The organism is Fischerella thermalis PCC 7521 (genome assembly GCF_000317225.1).
GTDB lineage: Bacteria > Cyanobacteriota > Cyanobacteriia > Cyanobacteriales > Nostocaceae > Fischerella > Fischerella thermalis.
In genome coordinates this window covers 45,547-66,292 of the sequence record NZ_AJLL01000039.1, presented here as the reverse complement: position 1 = coordinate 66,292, position 20,746 = coordinate 45,547, and the positions used below count along the sequence as shown (strand labels likewise).

At 40.2% G+C, this 20,746-nt stretch carries 15 protein-coding genes and 1 tRNA gene; 4 read left to right on the top strand and 12 right to left on the bottom strand.

Annotated features, from left to right (window positions below; translation table 11 throughout):
- Window positions 1-49: 49 nt before the first annotated feature.
- The gene (pepP, locus tag UYK_RS0109975; RefSeq protein WP_009455782.1) at window positions 50-1,357 is read left to right on the top strand and encodes a Xaa-Pro aminopeptidase; all 1,308 of its coding nucleotides are present in this window, start codon (window positions 50-52) and stop codon (window positions 1,355-1,357) included.
- Window positions 1,358-1,870: 513 nt separating this feature from the next.
- On the opposite strand, the gene UYK_RS0109970 is transcribed toward pepP, so the two are convergent.
- The 4 genes from UYK_RS0109970 to UYK_RS0109955 form a co-directional block, all read right to left on the bottom strand.
- Window positions 1,871-4,084, bottom strand: a complete 2,214-nt coding sequence (locus UYK_RS0109970; protein WP_009455783.1) for a phosphoketolase family protein — start codon at window positions 4,082-4,084, stop codon at window positions 1,871-1,873.
- Window positions 4,085-4,424: 340 nt separating this feature from the next.
- On the bottom strand, window positions 4,425-4,958 hold the full coding sequence (locus tag UYK_RS0109965) for a YdcF family protein (protein WP_009455784.1): 534 nt from the start codon (window positions 4,956-4,958) through the stop codon (window positions 4,425-4,427).
- Window positions 4,959-5,229: 271 nt separating this feature from the next.
- Window positions 5,230-5,303: transfer RNA gene (locus UYK_RS0109960), tRNA-Arg, on the bottom strand.
- Between the two features lie 35 nt (window positions 5,304-5,338).
- On the bottom strand, window positions 5,339-6,586 hold the full coding sequence (locus tag UYK_RS0109955) for a tocopherol cyclase family protein (protein WP_016871339.1): 1,248 nt from the start codon (window positions 6,584-6,586) through the stop codon (window positions 5,339-5,341).
- Window positions 6,587-6,848: 262 nt separating this feature from the next.
- On the opposite strand from UYK_RS0109955, the gene UYK_RS0109950 reads away from it, so the two are divergent.
- Entirely contained in the window at window positions 6,849-8,924 is a 2,076-nt protein-coding gene (locus tag UYK_RS0109950; protein ID WP_016871338.1) for a WD40 domain-containing protein, read from the top strand.
- Window positions 8,925-9,062: 138 nt separating this feature from the next.
- On the opposite strand, the gene UYK_RS0109945 is transcribed toward UYK_RS0109950, so the two are convergent.
- The 3 genes from UYK_RS0109945 to polA form a co-directional block, all read right to left on the bottom strand.
- Window positions 9,063-9,365, bottom strand: a complete 303-nt coding sequence (locus UYK_RS0109945) for a DUF2288 domain-containing protein (protein WP_009455787.1) — start codon at window positions 9,363-9,365, stop codon at window positions 9,063-9,065.
- 134 nt (window positions 9,366-9,499) lie between these two features.
- Window positions 9,500-10,537 carry an AI-2E family transporter gene (locus UYK_RS0109940; RefSeq protein WP_009455788.1) on the bottom strand — a complete coding sequence of 346 codons (1,038 nt, stop codon included), beginning with the start codon at window positions 10,535-10,537 and terminating at the stop codon, window positions 9,500-9,502.
- Window positions 10,538-11,014: 477 nt separating this feature from the next.
- Window positions 11,015-13,960, bottom strand: a complete 2,946-nt coding sequence (polA, locus tag UYK_RS0109935; protein ID WP_016871337.1) for a DNA polymerase I — start codon at window positions 13,958-13,960, stop codon at window positions 11,015-11,017.
- A 122-nt stretch (window positions 13,961-14,082) separates the two neighbouring features.
- Here polA and UYK_RS0109930 point away from each other — a divergent pair, with 122 nt between their 5' ends.
- A complete protein-coding gene (locus UYK_RS0109930) occupies window positions 14,083-14,964 on the top strand; it encodes a Cof-type HAD-IIB family hydrolase (RefSeq protein WP_009455790.1) in 882 nt (293 codons plus the stop codon).
- Window positions 14,965-15,194: 230 nt separating this feature from the next.
- Here UYK_RS0109930 and UYK_RS0109925 read toward each other — a convergent pair whose 3' ends face one another.
- Window positions 15,195-16,064 carry a DALR anticodon-binding domain-containing protein gene (locus UYK_RS0109925; protein ID WP_009455791.1) on the bottom strand — a complete coding sequence of 290 codons (870 nt, stop codon included), beginning with the start codon at window positions 16,062-16,064 and terminating at the stop codon, window positions 15,195-15,197.
- A gap of 265 nt (window positions 16,065-16,329) precedes the next feature.
- Here UYK_RS0109925 and UYK_RS0109920 point away from each other — a divergent pair, with 265 nt between their 5' ends.
- A complete protein-coding gene (locus UYK_RS0109920; RefSeq protein WP_009455792.1) occupies window positions 16,330-17,088 on the top strand; it encodes a Crp/Fnr family transcriptional regulator in 759 nt (252 codons plus the stop codon).
- A gap of 184 nt (window positions 17,089-17,272) precedes the next feature.
- Here the strand turns inward: UYK_RS0109920 and UYK_RS0109915 are convergent, their stop codons facing one another.
- The 4 genes from UYK_RS0109915 to UYK_RS0109900 form a co-directional block, all read right to left on the bottom strand.
- Window positions 17,273-18,328, bottom strand: a complete 1,056-nt coding sequence (locus tag UYK_RS0109915) for a PstS family phosphate ABC transporter substrate-binding protein (RefSeq protein ID WP_016871336.1) — start codon at window positions 18,326-18,328, stop codon at window positions 17,273-17,275.
- A gap of 132 nt (window positions 18,329-18,460) precedes the next feature.
- Complete coding sequence (locus tag UYK_RS26055) at window positions 18,461-18,616, bottom strand: hypothetical protein (protein ID WP_016871335.1); 156 nt, start codon at window positions 18,614-18,616, stop codon at window positions 18,461-18,463.
- Window positions 18,617-18,655: 39 nt separating this feature from the next.
- Complete coding sequence (locus UYK_RS0109905) at window positions 18,656-18,961, bottom strand: hypothetical protein (RefSeq protein WP_235182317.1); 306 nt, start codon at window positions 18,959-18,961, stop codon at window positions 18,656-18,658.
- Between the two features lie 379 nt (window positions 18,962-19,340).
- Window positions 19,341-20,723: a serine/threonine-protein kinase gene (locus tag UYK_RS0109900; protein ID WP_009455795.1), complete on the bottom strand. Its 1,383-nt coding sequence runs from the start codon at window positions 20,721-20,723 to the stop codon at window positions 19,341-19,343.
- Window positions 20,724-20,746: the final 23 nt, after the last annotated feature.

The window sequence follows — 20,746 nt, the reverse complement described above, 5'->3', positions numbered from 1 at the left end:
ACTAGTATTAACTTTAGACAAAATTAGATAAGTTCTTTATAGCAGAATCATGCAGACAGAATATAAACAGCGTCGGGAAGCTTTAATGGCCAAGATTGGTAATGGTACTGCCATCTTTCGCAGTGCGCCAACAGCAGTTATGCACAACGATGTCGAATATAACTTTCGTCAAGATAGCGATTTCTTTTACCTGACTGGGTTTAACGAACCGCAAGCAGTAGCAATTTTAGCACCCCATCATCCAGAACATCGATTTGTGTTGTTTGTGCAACCCAAGGATAGGGAACAGGAAATTTGGAGTGGTTATCGCTGTGGGGTAGAAGCAGCCAAGGAAATATACGGCGCGGATGAAGCTTACCCAATTGCAGAATTAGATGAAAAATTACCGCAGTATCTTGAAAAAGCCGATCGCATTTATTATCGCTTAGGACGCGATCGCGCTTTTAACGATAAAATCCTCAATCATTGGCAACGCTTAATGCGGACTTATCCGAAGCGGGGTACAGGACCAATTGCGATCGAAGATACTAGTCCAATCCTCCACAGTATGCGTTTGATTAAAAGTCAAGCAGAATTGGAGTTGATGCGTAAAGCTGCTGACATTGCAGTAGAAGCACATAACCACGCCATGCAATTTACTGCACCAGGACTTTATGAGTACGAAGTGCAAGCAGAAATTGAACACATCTTCCGCAAGCGAGGCGCAATGGGGCCAGCTTATCCTTCGATTGTTGCTTCTGGCGTCAATGCTTGTGTACTGCATTATGTAGAGAATAATCGGCAGATGCAGGATAAGGAGTTACTGCTGATTGATGCTGGCTGTGCCTACGCATATTACAACTCAGATATTACCAGGACATTTCCTGTGGGAGGTAAATTTACCCCAGAACAAAAAATCTTGTATGAGATTGTTTTGGCAGCCCAAAAACAAGCGATCGCTCAAGTGCAACCAGGTAATCCTTATAATCTATTTCATGATACCGCTGTCCGTGTTCTCACAGAAGGTTTAGTAGAAATCGGCATCCTCAAAGGCGAAATCGACAAATTAATAGAGGAAGAAAAATACAAACCTTTTTACATGCACCGCACTGGCCATTGGTTAGGCTTAGATGTGCATGATGTAGGAGTTTACCAGCATGGCGACAACCCGCAAATTCTGCAACCAGGTCAAGTGGTGACAGTGGAACCAGGACTCTATATAGTCCCAGATACTAAGCCAGCGGAAGACCAACCAGAAATAGATCAACGTTGGGTTGGTATTGGCATTCGGATTGAGGACGATGTCTTGGTGACTCCGACGGGAAATGAAGTTTTGACTGCTGGCGTACCCAAAGAAGTTGAAGACTTAGAGAGTTAAAACTCTAGTCACCAACGGGTAATTTATATCTGTAACCATCGGTGTAAATATGACATACATCGGTGGTCATCGATTTGTTAACAAGCATCTGCTGCTATAACAAAATTCTTTCGTTAGCTACCCACCAATAGTATCAGGAAATTGAATTTGTAGGCATTAAGAGAAGCATAGCAAAATAAAATCTGAAATTTTAACTGCTTTCCAAAAACTTACTATATTACTTGCAATTTCATCTTTTAATTTATACTTGAGTACTAAGTTAAGTAGGGGAGACAAAAAAGCGGTATGAATATTCCTCCCGCTTTCTTGCCGTTATGTTACGGCTATTTATGGATTTGAGCATTTGAAAGAGTAAAAATTAGCCGTAACACAAGGTAAAGTGTGAGGTTCCAATTTTAAGCGTAATAGAAACCAGGTTTTTAAGCTTAGTAAGCTTTAGCTTACTTCAGCTAAAAGTCCTTAAAATTTATTTCTTGGCGATGTATCACATTTTCCTCACTCACAAATCCAACTTTAATGCACTAATTCAATTGCCCGTTTCGTCAAAGCCTCCGCAGTTAAACCATTAAACGCCATCAACTCACCTGCACTTGCTGTCGTCTCTCCACGCCGCCACGCAAAGGTATCACGCTTGCATACACTCCGCAGCATAACAGGTTCTAACATCGCCGCCGCACCTCCAGTCACACCAATTAACGCATCACCTGCAAATAATTCGGCGAATTTTTCATCATCAATAAAACCACCATCAGGTTCAGCGCAGGTATCCCAACTTGTGTCATGAGGACGATACAAACGGCGAGGGTTAATCACAGAAACTATCTTCACCCCGATACCTTCTGTTTCTAAGAAAGCTGCTGCTTCAAACACGGGAATTAATGTCATGTCGCCAATTACAGCAAACACTACTTGCTTATCTCCAGCAACTTCTTGCAAGACTACCGCACCATCTTGTAACCCATGACGAGTCATATTAAAAGTAGTGCGAATTGGCAATGGCGACTTACTAGCAGTGATGACAATTCCCTTATTTTTTGTTGTCAATGCCCAGTCATAACAAACTTGAATACTGTTAGCATCAGGCGGGAACAATGGGAAGACATTTCCATTTCGCATCATCGCAGCAAAGTAAGCTTCAATTTCTGGACGTTGGTGAGTCCAACCGTTGCGTCCTTGTTCTAATGCGCCAGCGGTAAATAATGTAATTGTCGAGGGAGTGGGACGTCGCAATTCTGCCATTGCTTGGGTGACAGTTTGCCAAATTGGTAAACCGTTAATGGCAAAAGATTCGTAGGAACACCACAAACTTCTAGCACCCATCAACGACAAAGCCGCAGCTAACCCAGCGCAAGCATCTTCATTCAGAGGTTCGTAAACTTGTCCGCCTGGTGCTTGGTTGTATAAGTCGTCAGTGGTGGGGTGGATAATTTTTAATGCTTGGTTGATGTTACCAATACCTGATGCTTCGTTACCATCGGCGTTGGTGACAAGGAAGTTTTCATCGATTTGTCCAACTTTTGCCACTAAAAGTCCCATTGCTGTTGTAGAAACTTTGGGATCGCCACCCACAGCATATTCTTCTAAAGGCAATTCACCCAAGTCTGGTAAAGGATACTCAAATTCGGTAACTACTGTTTTCGCGGCTGGACCTCCGCCTGCACGTTCACAGTTTGTCCGTACGATTTGCCAAGCTTCCAGAGGTAAGGCACGTTCTTTCAAGGCGTTGACAATATGGGGTGCATCCAGTGTGTCTTTGGGATAAAGGTTATGAGACTTTGCACCCCGGGCATGGACGCCTGCGCCTTTGAGTTGTTTAATGATGAATACAGTTAGCTTACCACTCAAAGCCGATCGCGCCGCTTCATCTATACCTAAAAGTACTGCTTGGGTGAAAGCGAGGCGTTGGGCGAAAGAAAAAGCAGTACTATCTACGTAATCCCCTGCTTGGTCTTTGTCATCAAAATCTTTGGCATCGACTAACACGACTTCTTCAAAACCGTTACCGTGCCAGTAGGACATCATCTGTTCGTTGGTTTTGATCGATACCATACTATGGTGTTCTTGGCTATAACCATTCCACACCAACACTGGTAGAAAGTTTGTCACACCGGGATAGGCGGTGTGGAAGTGCGCCATCGAACTCATGACATAGGGTTCACCGAGTCCTCCATCGCCAACGGTGAAGGGAAATAGTTTATCTTTATACAACAGCGCAGCAGCCATCGCAAAATGTTGCCCTTGTCCTAAAGGGCCGGCAGGTGCGAGAATACCGGGAATGTAGCCAGACAGGTGTCCCAAAAGTCCATGTTTTTCTCGAAAGCGATCGCACAATTGTTGTACTGTATAAATGCCCATGTCTTCTAAGGAGCGATCCAAGAACATGGCACTATAAAAACCGGGGGCATGGTGTCCCACTTCCGTAATAATATTTTTGTAACCGAGCATGACCAAAGCAGCATAGGCTTCCGCTTGCGAAGCGAAACCACCAGGGTGTCCAGAGGCTTTACTTCCGGTAATTTGTAGTGTCAGATAACGCAAAGCATCGGCAGTGAGCAAGGTTTGGTATACTGCTGCTGGTTCTTCTGGATTGGCGATCGCTGTTTTTCCTGACTCTATAACTGGAGTTACACCATACGTTTCAAATTCCGGTGGTGCTTCGCCAAAATATTGAATCCCTTCGTAAAAATTGGGAAGCGCTGAAGTTGCTTTGGAAGTAGTTGCCGTCATGCTAAGTACCTTACTAAGCCTATGGAGAAACTATAAATTGATATAGATGTTCGCCAATTTAACAAAAATTTTACAACTTCTCGACGGTCACTATTGATTGCTATTCAGCATCATAAAGATAAATAGCTTCTATTTGAGAGCAATCTCAACTAGCCCAAAATCCCCCAGCGTAGAATTAACCACCAAGTCACCAAGACACTAAGGAGTCAAACGTAATACTAATACTTTGGACGAAGGGACGGTGAGGATTATGTAATGGGATTATAGGGGGAAATTCTCTCCCCATCTCCCCATCTCCCCATCTCTTTATTTTTTGCGTAAATTGTGAAATTCAACTACTTCAATTTTTATCTGGCAAATCATCTCCACCTGTGTAACCAGTTGCTACCCAAACTAAGGATCTCACACCATCGCGGATAGATTTACCAATTGGTTCTGGTTGGGAACTACTAGAAGGAACTGACACTGGTTTAAAAGTAATTCCTCGACTACCCAAAACAATCTCACCGATGACTTTGGCGCGTCTCATGTGATAGTCAGAAGTGATTAAATAGACACTTTTGATATTATTTTTTTCTAATTCATCTACTAGGGTTGTAAAGTTTTCTACTGTATTATTAGCTCGATAATCTAAGTGCAAGCGTTGATGATGAATTCCTGCTTTGGCAAATACTTTTCTTGTCACTGTTGGCGGACTACCTCCAGAAATCCAAATAGGTAAGTTGGGATGTTTACGAGCAAAATCTGCCGTAAATTTTTCTCGTTCTAATTTTTTTGTGGAACCACCCAAGACTAAAATCGCTTGTGGTTGTGTAAATTGGCCTTGGATTTCCTTATAACCCCACAATGTTATTAGTGGTAGGGTGAGAATCATCAACCGAGAAGAAAGATTTTTGAACAGTGGCTTTTTCAAGGTTCTATCAGTTCGTCAGCTGCAAAAATTTTTCTTGAAAAAGAATAATTGACCCTAGCAAATTCAGGAGAAGCTTTCCCAAGTATGGTTTTGGGTAATTTCCTTGTTTTGCAAGTAATCAAGTAAGCTCAGCAACAATAGATAGTTGCTGACTCGATGCTAGATTTTAGCTGCTATTGGGGCAGATGCAAAGTGTTCATGCAACTTTATATATATAAAAGTTTTTAGACTACGGGACTGGCCAGACTCGAACCGGCGACCTAGCGCTTAGGAGGCGCTCGCTCTATCCAACTGAGCTACAGCCCCAAAATATATGGATATCACTTCCCATGATACCACTTTTAATGAGACTGCCAAGCATTATTCCAAGGCCCGCCGCCTATTTCTAATCCACAAGCTGAACTGTGTGCTTTCAGGATAATTTCTTGTTGATTATTCTTTTTTTCTCGCAGTTCTATGTTTAATTGCCCTTGCAAAGTGTCACGACAGCAAAAGATCAAACCATTTTCTGTCGGCGCACGTAAGAGAGTTCCTGGTAAATCGGTAGTTCCTGTTAATTCAACTTCGTAGTGGGAATTTTGGGCTTGCATTTGCCATTTACCCCAAGGCTGAATATTCCAGCTAACTTGTGAGTTCCAAGGCACAAATTCGTAAAACTTGCCTTGGTAGTGTATGCCAATCATCGCTACAGATTCCATCCACCACAGCACTCCTCGTCTACCACCGCCAGCAGTTAAGGCTAAGTCAGGAGTGTCTGAAAAACTATTGCAGTTTGCCCAAAACCATTTTTGAGGAAAAGCGCCGCCCCAATTTTTTTCACCATAAGCAGGGGCGTTGGTAAATTCGTAGCGTTTGCCATTCCAGTCTATCCAACCGCTAGCCAAGCCATGGGCCATCAAGATTTGCCAACCGGGTTCAAAAATCTGCAAAAATGATAACCAGCCTGCAGTTGATTGCTGTATGCTACGTTGATTTCCCCAGCCATACACGGGTTGAATTTCATATTGCCAACGACAATATTGACTAGTACTGGGATCACTGATAATGCCTTGATTTAAGGTAGCTGTGGCTTGATAGCCTTGCTGAATATACCGTTCAAATTCTTCCGGTTCCAAGTAGCAAGGTTGAGTGTCTGGTACAGTTTGGCTCAAAAGCTTGTGAAAAAAACTTTCTTCCCTTCTGCCTTTTGAATAGAAAGTAACCTCACCCTCTCCTTGGCAAGGAGAGGGGCTAGGGGTGAGGTTTTTCATTGGAACTTCGCTCTCCCTCTGCCCTCTGCCTTCTAGATTAGTTTGACCCCAATGACCCAAAGCTAGCACATCCGGCTTTGCCCAAAAATTCTTGACTTCTGGGAAGGTACGACATAAATACTCATCATTCGGACCCAAAATTTGGGCTGCACCGCCGCTATGGGATTTACCGCCGATGGGGTCTTCGATAGAGTACATAAAGGCGAAGGATTGATCTTCATCAGGCAATGTAACGCGGTAGTACCAACCTTCAAAAAAGCGACGGCTACTATGATCCCAGTGATAACCACTGTGAGGAGTTTGGGTGGTGTCAAAAGGATTGCTAAGAAAACCAAGCATGATTTCTGTTGACAGAGATTTAGGAGTGTAAAAGGAGAAGGGTGTGAGGAAACCTCATTCAAAGCAACCTTACACCCTTTTTTAGTATGGGCGATCGCACTTACTTCTTGGCAGTTTCCATTAAGCAAGTTTCACCGCCACACTCTACACCCTTACACCCCTACAAGTTAATCCATTATCCTGCTTCAGGCATTACCTTTATTTATCTGTTGTGGGTAATGAGGATTTCTGGGCACAGATTGGAGAAGTTTCTTAGCAGAAGATGAAGATATCTCCTAAAACTACGTTGCATGTTCTAGCTGTTTTACCTCCCAGCCGCAAGTACAGCAGTCCACTAAATATGACCAAACTCCACTGGCTAGAAGTTACTGAATATATTTCCTTATACGCCTCCGCAATTGGAACCTTGGCGGCTACAGCCACTCAACAAGTTGTCTACGCAGCATTTCCTTTAACTGTAGCCCTTGGTTTAAACCTCACGAATCGGGAACGATTGAAGCGTTTAAACGAGCAATATCGGCAAAATGCGATCGCCCAATTCGATCAATTGGTTGATCCCTTTAGACAGCGCTTAGAAAACTTTGATGACTTTACACAAAGATTAAGTCAAACAACTCAACAACAAATAGAAGAATTACGACAAAATCAAAAGGAGCAAAATACTGACTCTAATCAACAGCGTTTAGCGCAATTTGATACATTTAGGCAACAGTTGATGAAGGCGACTGAGCTACAAATAGAACCTCTTAAACAAAATTTTGCCCAACTCAACACCTACACTCAACAGTTATATACAAGTATCCAACAAATAGAACCTCTTAAACAAAATTTTGCCCAACTCAACAATTTTACTCAACAGTTAAATGTCAGTACTCAAAAGCAATTTGAACTACTCAGACAACAATTAGGAGAACTTGATGCTGAGACAAAAAAAATCACTACTAATTGCCAACAGCCCATAACAAAACTTGATGCTATTCATCAACGTTTAGAACAAGTTGAGAATTTTACAAAACAGTTAAATACAAATACTCAACAGCAAATTCAACCCTTGAGGCAATATGTCACTCAACTAAATGCTTATACACAAGGCTTTAATAAAAATACTGAAAAACAATTAGAAGAATTTAAATATGCGATCGCTTTACTGCAAACCGAAATGCAGAACTTAGCAGAGTCTTTAACTCAAACAGAACAGCGTCTGAGTCAAGAAGTAGCTGAAAAAGTCAAACAACCCCAAGTAAAAATTACAATTCCAACACCAGTTAAGTCTCAACCACAAAATACAATTTTACATATTCAACCATCAGAAACAGCAAAAACTGGAACAACACAAGCTTTACCGCCAGTTGAGATAGCACCACCAACAACACAAATACAAAAGAGCAAATCTCTCTCTAGCTTACGAGGACATACAGAACGAGTTGTTTCTGTTGCTTTTCATCCCAATTCTGTTGCGCCAGAAAAAAGGATTTTAGCTAGTGGTAGTCATGACAAAACCATTAAAATCTGGCGTTTAGATACTCAGGAAAACCGCACTCTCACAGTTTCTGGGAAAGTTAATTCAATTGCTTTTAGCCCTGATGGTAAAGTTTTAGCCTGTGGTCATGACGACAAAACGGTTAAATTATGGGATGTAGATACAGAAAGAGAAATTTGTAATTTTATCGGACATAAAGAGAAGGTTTATGCTGTTGCTTTTAGCCCCAACGGTAAAATTATTGCTAGTGGTAGCCAAGATAAAACTATTAAACTTTGGTCTCTAGATGAGCAAAAAGAAATATATACACTGACAGGACATCTAGATGAAATTTTATGCGTTGCTTTCAGTCCTAATAATAGATTAGTTGCTAGTGGTGGTGGTGAGCGCGACCAAACTATTAAAATTTGGCATCTAACTCAAGATAAATTTCTGACTCTCAAAGGCAAATCTGGTACATTAGGGAGAATTTATTCTATTTGTTTTAGCCCCGATGGCACAACTTTAGCTAGTGGTCATCAAGATAAAATTATTAGATTCTGGGATGTGGAAACTGGTAGAGAAATTAGTAATATCACAGGACATAATGACGAAGTTTATGCTGTTGCTTTTAGCCCTGATGGTAAAAAATTAGCTAGTGGAAGTTACGACGGAAATCTTAAAATTTGGCAGGTAGATACGGGTGAAGAACTTAATCATATTACAATTGGTGAAGGTGCAATTTATTGTGTTGCTTATAGCCCAGATGGCAAAATATTAGCAACTGCCAATGGAGACAAAACAGTGACGTTAGTAAATCTTGAATCTAGAACAACACAGCGATACAAAGACATAGAAATAGAGAAAGGGTTTGATTAATGGGATAATTGGTAATTACTAATGAGTAGATTAGCACAACTAGCTGTGCTAACCTGCTCAAAATTTGAATATAAAATCTTTCAGTCTACTAAAGTAGACTTTAGCTATTAGCCTTGAACTTTAGTTCTAGCACTAGATTTATGCAGCCAATTTTTCTTGCACTAATACAAATGGTTGGACTATTAAAGTATTAAACCGCTTAGTGCGATCGCTATTCCATTCACCTAATTGCTCTAAAGATGGTTTAGCAATCAATGCTTCATCAATCCAGTTTTGGACTTCTAAAACATTATCACTAGCAATAGCTACACCTACATCCAATATATCTAATCCTACTGCTACCACAATTACTGCATCTCTTTGCGCGTGGGGAATTAGCCAATCCCACTCCGCCTCATCTAAGTTTTCTGTTAATTCTGCTCTTAAATTTGGATTAGTCATTAGTCATTAGTTAAAGGATCTTTTTACTATATTAAATAAAATTTACACAAAATTCCATAGTTTAGATTAGTTTCTAGTCAGTACTTTATGAATATAAATATTCAAAAGCTAAATGTGTTAACACTCATAATCAACTAAACTTCTGACTTCATTTCATCAATTTCAAACATAGAAACTATAACTCCCGCAATAGGAATTGCAATAAAAATTCCTAATAAACCAGCTACTCTTGCACCTACTAGTAAAGCAAAAAATACCACTACAGGATTAAGATTTAGCGCACCTTGCATAATTCTAGGTGCAATCAGATTATCTTGTATTTGCTGAAGTATAATGCAAACTACCAATACCTTGAGAGCCAACCAAACACCTTGAGATAATATAATCAAAGTGATTGTGCCAATTCCTAAGGTTGCACCGATACCAGGAATAATGTCTAGTAAACCGACTATTACTGACAATATTAAAGCAAAGGGAACTTTTAATAACAAGAATGCAATAAAAGTAGAACTAGTCAGAAATAAAGTTAATATCAATTGACCTTGAAAAAATCCTAAAAAATTGCGTTTCACTATATTATTAAATCTGTTACGGCGGTGCTTTGGTAATAGTTTGAGAATTAAATACCACAATTTTCCCCCATCTAGGAGCATAAAAAAAGCAATAACTGCGATTAATATAAAAGTCACAAAATTAGTTAAAAAAGTTTGTAAAATAACCAAGCTAGCAACAAGGCTAGATATAGCTTGGACGCGGATTTCTTCTTCAATAACAGTTAAATCTAGCTGAATATTGCGTGAACGGAAAAGTGATTCTATTCGCTCTAATAAAGGTACTAATGAGTTGAGAAAATCTGTGAGGCTATCAATTAATTGTTGTCCTTGGGATACAACAGTTAAGCCAACAGTAATTGTGAGACTACCAATAATCACAATACTCAGCAAAAAAATTACAATTACTGCTAAACTATGGGGCAAAAAACGTTTTAGCCATTTGACAGGATAACTTAGCAAAAAAGCTAATATAGCAGCAAAAGTAAAAATTACAATCACTGGTTCAAAATAAGCCAAAAGCATTACAATTGCCCACCCAGAAGCAACCAAAAGTAAAAATCTGACTAAAACAAAATTATTTAGTCTAGACCAAAAATTATTATTTTCCAAGCTATTCATGAATTATTAAAGATAAGTATATTAAAGGTTAATAATTCTTAACCCTTCTGCGGCTACTTTGCGTTTCAAAACACTGCATTTAACGCAAAGCGACACAGCCAATAAAATGTCTCAACCCTATTAACCAATGACATTTACCTTATAGTCTTTAGGTACTAACAACAACTTTCCTAAAGTATATTTTTCTGTTTTTCTAGCTAATAATCTCAATTCCCCAAGAAGGAAGGATTCTGACAAGACAACTATCTAAAGGTATGTCTTTTTTTAGCTTGGTGCGTTTCATCACGCTTCAGGGATAATCCAGAAAAATCAAGAGTTTTATATCGAGTCGGTCTTGCTGTAGAGTACACAGATTGTTGCACCTCGCCCTGAGTAGACCTTGAACTGAAGTTCAAGGCTCATAGTACACAGATGAACACCGATAGATTATGGGTTGGCTGTTGATTCCTGTTTTTCTATTTTCTAGACAGCCACTTATTACTTCGTTTCCATCCAATTTTCACCAGCACGTACATCTACTACTAAGGGGACACTTAATTGCACTGCATTTTCCATCGTCGACTTAATTTGCATTTGTAATTCTTCCCATTCTTGCGGAGGAACCTCAAATACTAATTCGTCGTGAACTTGTAGCAATAATCGTGCTTGGTAATTTTGCAAAATTTCATGCAGCCTCACCATCGCAATTTTGATAATATCAGCGCTAGAACCTTGAATTGGGGCATTTGCAGCAGAACGTAATAAACCAGTGTCGTAATTACCTAAATTTTTCAGCTTACTTAAATCAATATCTTCCGGATTGCTGCCTTTTAATTGACGTAGGCTATTGGTGGTAAACTCAAAATAACGACGCCTACCGAGAATTGTTTCGACATAACCTTGAGCGATCGCTTGTTTTTTTAATCCCTCTAAATATTCAAATATTTTCGGATAACGTTTGTTAAATCGCTTGATAAATTCGTTCGCCAAGTTTCGATCTACACCTGTTGAACGGGAAAATTTCAACGAACCCATTCCATAGATCACGCCAAAGTTAATTGTTTTCGCCACCCGCCTTTCATCTGATGTAATATCTTGTTTTTCAAACATCAGTCTTGCGGTCACGGTGTGAATATCTTCGTTGTTTTGATAAGCTTCTACTAGTACTGGTTCTTGACTCAAATGAGTGAGAATTCTTAACTCAATTTGGGAGTAATCAGCAGCAACCATTAACCAACCAGATTCTGGTAGAAATGCCTTACGAATTTGCCGACTAAAGGCAGTCCGAATTGGGATATTCTGTAAATTTGGATTAGAAGAAGATAGCCTTCCTGTTGATGTCGCTGTTTGATTAAAATCGGTATGAACTCGCTTTGTATCTGCACGTACCAAGGCTGGTAAAGCATCTACGTAAGTAGATTTTAATTTTGCTAATGTCCGATATTCAATGATGGCATCAATTATGCCAGTTGTATCTACCTCTCGTAATCTTTCTAAGGTAGCTGCGTCTGTAGAATATCCTGTTTGAATTTTGCGAGAATGTTTAGTACTTAACCCTAATTTTTCAAATAAGATTTGACTTAGTTGTTTGGGAGAACCCAAACTAAACTTTTCTCCAGCTATTTCGTAAGCTTGTTGTTCCAGTTTTGCTAAATCTGTTTCTAATTGTTGTGAAAGTTCTTTTAAATAAGCTGTATCGATGTGAATACCGTTGTATTCCATTTCTGCCAAAACAGGTTCTAGGGGTTGTTCCACTTCCACTAGTAGCCGATATAAAGTTGGTATTTTCTCCAGTTCCGTACGCAATTTTGTCACGAGTTGGAACGTAGCCCAAACTTGCAAACCACAATAGTCAGCTACTTGAGGAATTTCAATATCAGCGATAGTTTTACCTTTGGGAACTAAATCTAGATAATTTTGAATTATTAACCCTAAATGTTTTTGAGCTAAGTCGCTCAAATTATGACTACTATCAGGGTTGAGGACATAACTTGCTAACATGGGATCAAAGACTACCCCAGTTAAATTAATTCCTTGGCACTTGAAAACTAAGCGATCAAATTTAGCATTTTGGAAAGTCTTAGGATAGCTAGCACTTTCCAAAATAGGGCGTAGGGCTTGTAGTGCAATTTCTTTATTTAAATTTTTCCCATTTTGATGATTCAAGGGAATGTAAGCTATTTCATTTGGGTTTGTTCCCCAGCAACAACCAATTCCTACTAATTCCGCATCTCGTGGTTCTAAGTCGTTGGTTTCAGTATCCCAAGCTACGGGTAAATTGGGGTTAGTAAATTCTTGTAATATCTTCACTAACTCAGTCAGTTTGGCTTCTGTATCAATAATACGTGGTTGAATTGTAGAAGTATTTTTTTGCTGTTGAATTTGTTCTGTATCTGTTGCGCTGAAAAACCACAAATCTTCATCTTCTGTGGAGACGTGATTTTTCGCATTTCTACCTTCTGTGTCTGTAGCTGAAGTTTCTGCAACAGTACCACCAAACTTTTGCTGGAGTTGGTTAATTTTACCTAAAAAAGTTTTAAATTCTAAGTTTTCTAAAATAGGTGTCAGAACGCTACTATCAAAGCCTTTTAATTTACAATCTTCTAGATCAACATTGAGGGGAACATCAAGGACGATCGCTGCTAAGTATCGAGATTTTTCCGCGTCTTCTTTACCAGCTTCTAATTTTTTCTGAGTTGCGCCTTTGATTTCACTTAATGATGCATAAATTTGCTCAAGAGAACCATAGGTATTTAGCAACTGGACTGCTGTTTTTTCACCTATTCCTTTGACACCGGGAATATTATCTGATTTATCACCACAAAGAGCTTTAAAATCAATCACTTGGGATGGTAATATTCCTAGTTTTTCTTTAACTTCTGCCTCTCCAAATTCGCTGATACCATTTGTATTTGTGGCACGTTTGAGTGCATCTGGACTAAAATATAAAACGCTAATTTCTTTTTTAGGATCAATGAGTTGAAATAAATCGCGATCGCCTGTGAGAATCTTGACTTGATACCCCGCAGCACTAGCCTTTTGTGCTAAGGTTCCCAGCACATCATCCGCTTCGTAACCAGGGGCGGTAAGAATTTTGAGATTGAATGCATCCAGCAACTGATGTAAGTTTTTCAAATCCGGAACAAAATCCTCTGGTGTACCTGGGCGATCGGCTTTATAAGTATCATCTGCTTCGTGGCGGAATGTGGGTAAACCTAAATCAAAAGCTACTGCAATCGCTTGTGGCTGTTGTTCTGTCATCACTTCTAGCAGACACTTTAAAAAGCCAAAACAGACGCTGGTAGGAATTCCTGTTTTGGTTCGCAGTCCGCCGTCTCTTCCTCTGGCGAAGGCGAAGTAAGAACGAAATGCCAAGGAGTGTCCATCTATTAAAATGAAGGTGGGACGTGTTGCGGTTGAATTAGAGGGTGTTTTTTGGGACATACACATATTTTAGCCAGCAGCTTTGGTTGCTTTATCTGACCAGGAGGAGGATTTCAGGTGATTTCTTAACCAGAGACTGATAACCTCGAACTGGGACTTTAAAGTATATTGATCATCAAATTATGCACGAAGCATCTGCTACTCAAATAGAATCAGCTGCTGTTGCGGGTATGGCTACAAAAGAAATTAAACTGCTGGTTCTAGATATAGATGGAACTATCGCCGGCGAATCTAACAATATCAGCGAACCTGTCAAAGAAGCAATTACTGCGGCAAAAGCACAAGGAATTAAAGTCGCGATCGCCACTGGTAGGATGTTCCGTTCTGCTTTGCGCTTCCATCAAGACATTGGCTCTACTCTACCTTTAATAGCTTATCAAGGAGCCTGGATACAAGACCCAGTCTCTGAACAAATTTACCAACATTTACCTGTTTCCAGGGAAATGGCTCAGCAGCTATTAGACTATTTTGAACAACCAGAATTGCGATCGCTTTTATCTGTTCATTTTTACATCAACGATCAACTCTACGTCCGCGAAATCACAACCGAAACTCAACTTTATGCAGAACGTTCTGGGATTAAACCTATTGCAGTCGGTGACTTACGCCAAGTTTTAACCACTTATGAACCTACAAAAATACTAGCTTTGTGCGATGACACAGACATTATTGATAATTTACTCGGTTCTTTAAGCCGTCAATACACCCCTGCTGAGTTGTATTTGACAAAATCCGTTGCCACATTTTTTGAAGCGACTAATCCTTTTGCTAATAAAGGTGTGGCTGTGCGTTACCTTGCTGAAGAACTGCTAGGACTACAACCTAATAACGTCATGACTATTGGCGATAACTTTAATGATTTAGAAATGCTAGAGTATGCTGGTATTGGTGTCGCTATGGGTAACGCCCCATCACAAGTGCAAGCGATCGCCAACTGGATAGCTCCCAGTGTTGAGCAAGATGGAGCAGCAGTGGCAATCGAAAAGTTGTTGCTATCACAGTAGTTGTTTGTTGTTTGAAACGACCAACAGTCAACAACCATCGATCAACAATTTATAAAAAATCAGAAAGGGCGCCGACGACTGGCCGTGTTTCGTCTCGGCACCCTTGCTGGTTCGCTCCTCACACACCAGCTAATATATCTTGGGTGATTAGAGCAGTCAATACTTGTTACAAAAGTTTTGGTTTCTTTCATTAAACCCTCATCTTTCTACCTCGTTAAATGAAGATTTCCTCACAATTCCAAAACAGCCAAAATACCAAGCTTTTCTTCTAACAGTGTTCTTAAAACCGATTGAGTGGCCATAACCAATCCCAGTCTAGCTAAAGCTATTTCTGGTGACTTGACTTTTACCTCACCCCAAATCTGACAGTCGCGCCAGAAGTCGTCAAACAATCGACTTAAACCAAGCGCTAGCTTTTGCCATTTCACCGAATCACTGGAGTCAGAACACTCTAATTCATCAACTACTTGTACTAACTCACTTAGCAAACACAACTCACTTGGGTGATGAAAATGTAGTTCTTGTTGTTTGTTCAGCCAAGGTATAGCGCCCTCAGAGGTAATTAATCCCTCTCGTTCACCTAGCCGCACAAGGGAACAACAGCGTGCATGAGCATATTGAATTGGAAATAGGTGATTAGGGAGTGGGGATTGGGGTGATGGGGAGTGTGAGGAGAATAATACAGTAACCAATTCCTCCTTGTCTTCCTTGTTCTCCGTTACCCCGCGTTCTTGAACCACACTATTCCCCCGTCCTTCAACCAGCCTCTGCAACCAGCTAGCCAAAACAGGGTGTGCCAATTCTAGATGAATCCAACCAGGTGGAACTATCTGAATACTAAAAACTCCAGCGGAGTTTGCCGATAAATGAGAAGCGATCGCTTCAGCAATCTCCATCGCTGGAATTTTCTCATATTTTGATAGCTGTAATGCTAACCCTGTGATGTAAAAAACTTGATTACTATTTCTACCTTTAGATAGAGGAATTTTTTTATTTGCTAGGGTTTCTATTTTTGAATAATACGTATAAATACTTAAAGCGATTATAAAATAACTGTGTACTAACTGTTTAATTGCCGTGTATTTACTTACTAGTAGCATTTTATGCACATATTTTACTGATAAAAGGCTCCTTTATTAAAACTATTGATTTTGTGTCATCTGTCTTAAGACAGAACTTTAATTTAAGCAAAGAAAAATTAGAATTATGCAAATTTTTTTTGAAACTGAGTAAATTTTACTACCATCATTGTACAGTAGGTAGTATAACAAAAGAGTAGGAACTCAAATTCCTCTCTTTACATGGCTGGCACTGTTAGGTGTTAAGCCTGACCTGCCAACAAGAAGACACTCCTTGCACCTTGTTATGACGTCTTTGTCTTCAGCCGAACGCTCTTTGTTACCTATGCAATCTCCATCCTCCTTTTCTGAGGCATCACGGCCTTTCTTAACTTGGCAACGAATTCTTGATTGGGCTCAAGAACACTACCGCTGCCGCACCTTTAGCAAAGATGAGCGCATTCCAGCCCGTCCTGGATTGCTGTATTTGGTGCAAAGGGGTGCTATCCGCATGGTAGGAACCGCCCAAGTGAGTGCAACAGCAAATCAGCTAACGTCTCGACGTATTAACAGAACCCCAGAAGAAGCCTTCTTAGGATTTGTTGGCGCGGGAAACCCGTTTGAAATTGTTGCCCAGTCACCATTCACACTCCAGGCTTATGCCCACGTTGACCAAACAGCAGTGTTGTGGATGTATTGGCACGATTTAGATAACTGGCCTCACTTCCGCCGCGAAATCATGGATCTTTTTAGATATCAGCACCAGCGCAAATTGCTGTGGCTGAGTGCCTTAGGACAACGCCGCACTATTGACCGACTCTTAGGATTCCTCACATTGTTGATTGAGGAATATGGAGAGCCGGCAACGAGTGAAACAGATCCTGAAGTGATTCGTGGCTATTGCCTACCTTTCCCTCTCACTCATGCCCAAATTGGCAGTGCTATTGGTTCTACTCGTGTTACCGTCACCCGTTTGATGGGTAAGTTGCGTCAACGTGGCTTAATCCTCACCCAGGGAGATAATTTGATTTGCTTGCCAGCAGAGTCGATTAATAGAGCCGGCTAAAGCACATTTGCCAAATTTTGAGACGAGAAGTCGCCTACCATCAGGAATAGCGCCCACCACCGCTATCCTTACGGGAAGGCGTAAAATCTCATAAAAATCATCCCCCAATGATTTCTTGCATGTTTATAGAGGTTCATAGGGGTGTCTATTGGCAATCTGTCACTTTTTAGTCTTATGACAAATGTCAACGAATTTTGACAAACCCAGCTTGGGAAATCAATTCCTGTCCCTGCTTGGTCAGTAGCAAGTTGGCATAAGCGACACCCGCTTGCTGCTCAATTTGGTTATTCTGTTTGACCACCACAAACAGATTTCGGGTAATTGGGTACTTTCCAGATTGGAAAGCCTCAATGTTCAATTTATTTCGTTTACCAGGACACTCAGAAGGGAGGACAAGTGGTTCTTGGTAAGGAGCAATATACTGCCCTTGCATTCGCCCCAAAGGCAAGGGTTTAATTGAACATTGGGGAACAACTTCTGGGGCAGAAGCGTAGTATATGCCACCAATACTACCAGCCACTTTTTGTAAGGCTTGGGTGGTTGTGGAAACAAACTCCACATTGGAGCTAAAAGCTTGACCACTCAAGATGTCTTGGACAAATAGTTCTACAGTCCCACCATCACTGATGCGACGCGAGTATGGCTTTATAGGGATATTAGGGCCACCCACCTGGTTCCAATTCGTGATTTTGCCTGTGTAAATAGACCTTAATTGGTCTACTGTTAGTCCTGGAATATTAATATTAGGATTTACTGCTACTGCTAAGCCATCAATTGCTACAGCAATTTGTTGCAGAGCAAACCCGCGCTGCTTGGCACGATTTAACTCCTCGTCTAAGATTGGCCGGGATGATTGGGCAAATGCAAGTTGACCGTCAATTAGCGCCTGAATGCCCGTACCAGAACCAGGAGTACCACTACTGGGTTCTACATAACGCAGACGAAATTCTGGTCGTGCTGCTTGAATTGCCGAATCGACTGTGAGTCGAATCGGTGCCCAAGAAGTACTACCTCCATAGTTGAATAATCCTGTGGGGACACTTTGAATAGAGGCAAAGTTATTACCACTTGATTCTGGCTGAGTAACATTAGGACTAGTAGAATTAATCGGTTGAGGTGTGGTAACTTGATTCAAGTTAAAGCTATTTTTTCTGGTAAACCACCAAAAGCCGCCACCAATTAGCCCAGCAGTTATTAATAAAGATAATATTAGAATTGGCGTTTCATTTTTTTGTGACATAGTAATTTACCTATTGTTAGTAGTTAGTTATTGGTTATTTCCAACAAAAAACAACACCCACAACCAACAAATTAAAAGTTTAGCTGTTGATAGTTAGTAGAAGAGTAAATTTAGCCCAACACCAATCAACAATCAAAAAAAATAAATTATCTTATTCTGATAAATCCAGCTTTCTTTTTCCAAGCGGCTGGAAATCTTACCAGTGTATATATCTTTGATTTGGGCAACACTTAAATCAGGAACTTTGAGATGGGTATTTACTGCGATCGCAATACCATCAATTGCCACTGGAATTTCTTTTATTGTCGTCGTTTGCTATCCCTACTTTCAGTGGTACTCCCTTAACTCCTCCCCAGCATTAATTTCATGTTGAGCTTGGGCAATTCCGCGTAAAATTTCTAAAGAACCATTGGGATCGGTTCCTAGTGGTACGCTCGCAACAATCGTATAATTTTTAGCCGTTACTATGCGAGCATTATTTAGAAAGATTAACGTCTCTGGGTCATTTTTATTCAACTTGAGGGCTGCTTCTAAACTAGTAATTAGCTTGTTTTTAGGTTGTATTGAATTGCCACCTTCTTGAGAGTTCTGTAGCCAGATGTTTTCTTTTAAAAACCATGGTCCACCACCCACCAGTCCCACAGTAATTAATAAAGCTAGGAATAGAACAGCAGTTTCGTTTTTTTGGGGACATAGAAAATAAAAAGTTAGAAATTTATAAATTTCAATAAAATTATATCGGTCAAAATTATAACAGATATGAATGTAAATAAAATTTGCATCAATTCCTTTGTATAGTTACTTACGTCTAGTCTAAATTGAAGAAGCAATATAAGATTTTTTAGCAATTGTCCAGAGTTTGGTTTTGATTAACGAACACTCATGGAACACAGTGCAAGGCGATAATCTATCTGTGTTCATCGCCTTGCACTGTGTACCTTACGGAAGCCGCGCAAAGCGCGTCTACGATGAAAAACAAGATTATTGCCATAGTTTTAATTCACATTAGATGTTAATTGGAAAAAAATAGAGTTAATAGTTTATAAATCAGACGGAATAAAGCTGTAACAGCGATCGCGACTAAACCCGCAGCCACAGATAAAATAATTACTTGCTTAATACTTAAACCAGCCCGCAACACAGGAAAAAAAAATATCACTCCCCATGTAGCTGCTGCTAAGACTAACATCTCGGTTTTTTCAATCCAGCGCTGCTTTTGCCCAAAAATTAATATTGCCAGTATTACAGCACAAGCAACAAAAGTAATATTTGGAGAACGAAGCACACTATATAAAGCGATCGCAATCAATCCGCCTTCAAAACCGCTGAATCCAGCCCCCATCAATAACTCTAAAGTAGACAATGGTATTTGCTGTGCAGGTTGAGTAGGCGTAGGCTGTGGTTGCGACTTGATTTGGGTGGGTATTACAGGCTGAACATTTAAGTTAAGAGCATCTAAAACTTCTTGTGCTGACTGGAAGCGTTGATTAGCAGCAGGTAAAAGCATTCTATCGAGAGTATTAGCCACTAAAGGACTGACAGAAACACGCTCTTGCCATTTCCACTGGTTACTATAAACATCAAGTAGCTTGGTTACGTCCTTTTCGCCTGTTAATAGCATTACAGCTGTCACAGCCAGTGCATATAAGTCTGTGGACGGAAAGACTTGTCCACCAGACATTTGTTCGAGTGGTGCAAAACCCAGAGAAAAAATGCCAGTAGAAGAACCAACTCCTCCAGGGGGTGTGTTTGCTACCTGCTTAACAGCGCCAAAATCTAATAGGTAAAGCTTACCGTTACGATGGCGCATAATATTGGAGGGTTTAATATCTCGGTGAATGATGCCCTTGTTATGGACAAACTGCAAGATTTTGAGAATATCTTGCAGCATATCTAATACTTCTTGTTCAGAGAATTGACCTTTGTGATTTAGTTCTTCTTCTAGGTTCTGTCCATCAATATATTCTTGAACAAGATAAAAAAATTGCTCTTGTTGTCCCGGTTGAGAAAAGCTAGAAACTATAATAGGAAAATAAGCAAACAAGTCAGGTATTTGCTCGTGTTGAGTGCCGATCTCTTCCAAAACTATGGCTTCTCTCTCAAATAAATCTTGTGCTAACTTTAGTTGAGTTTCACTGAGATTACCTGCTGGTTGGAATTGCTTAACCACGCACTGGCGCATTCCTGGAGTATAGCGATCGCAGGCTAAAAACGCTGCTCCAAAACCGCCTCGTCCCAGTAATTTTGTCGGTAAGTATCGCCCAACCAGAATTAGAGGCATTCCACAAGCTGTACAGTATTTTTGCTGCACGGTTCTTAAAATGGAATGGTCATCTAAATCTGAAAAATAGTTGCGTGGGCGAGGACAACCGGGACGAGTGCAGTAAATTTCCATTTTTGTTAATAGTCATTAGTCAT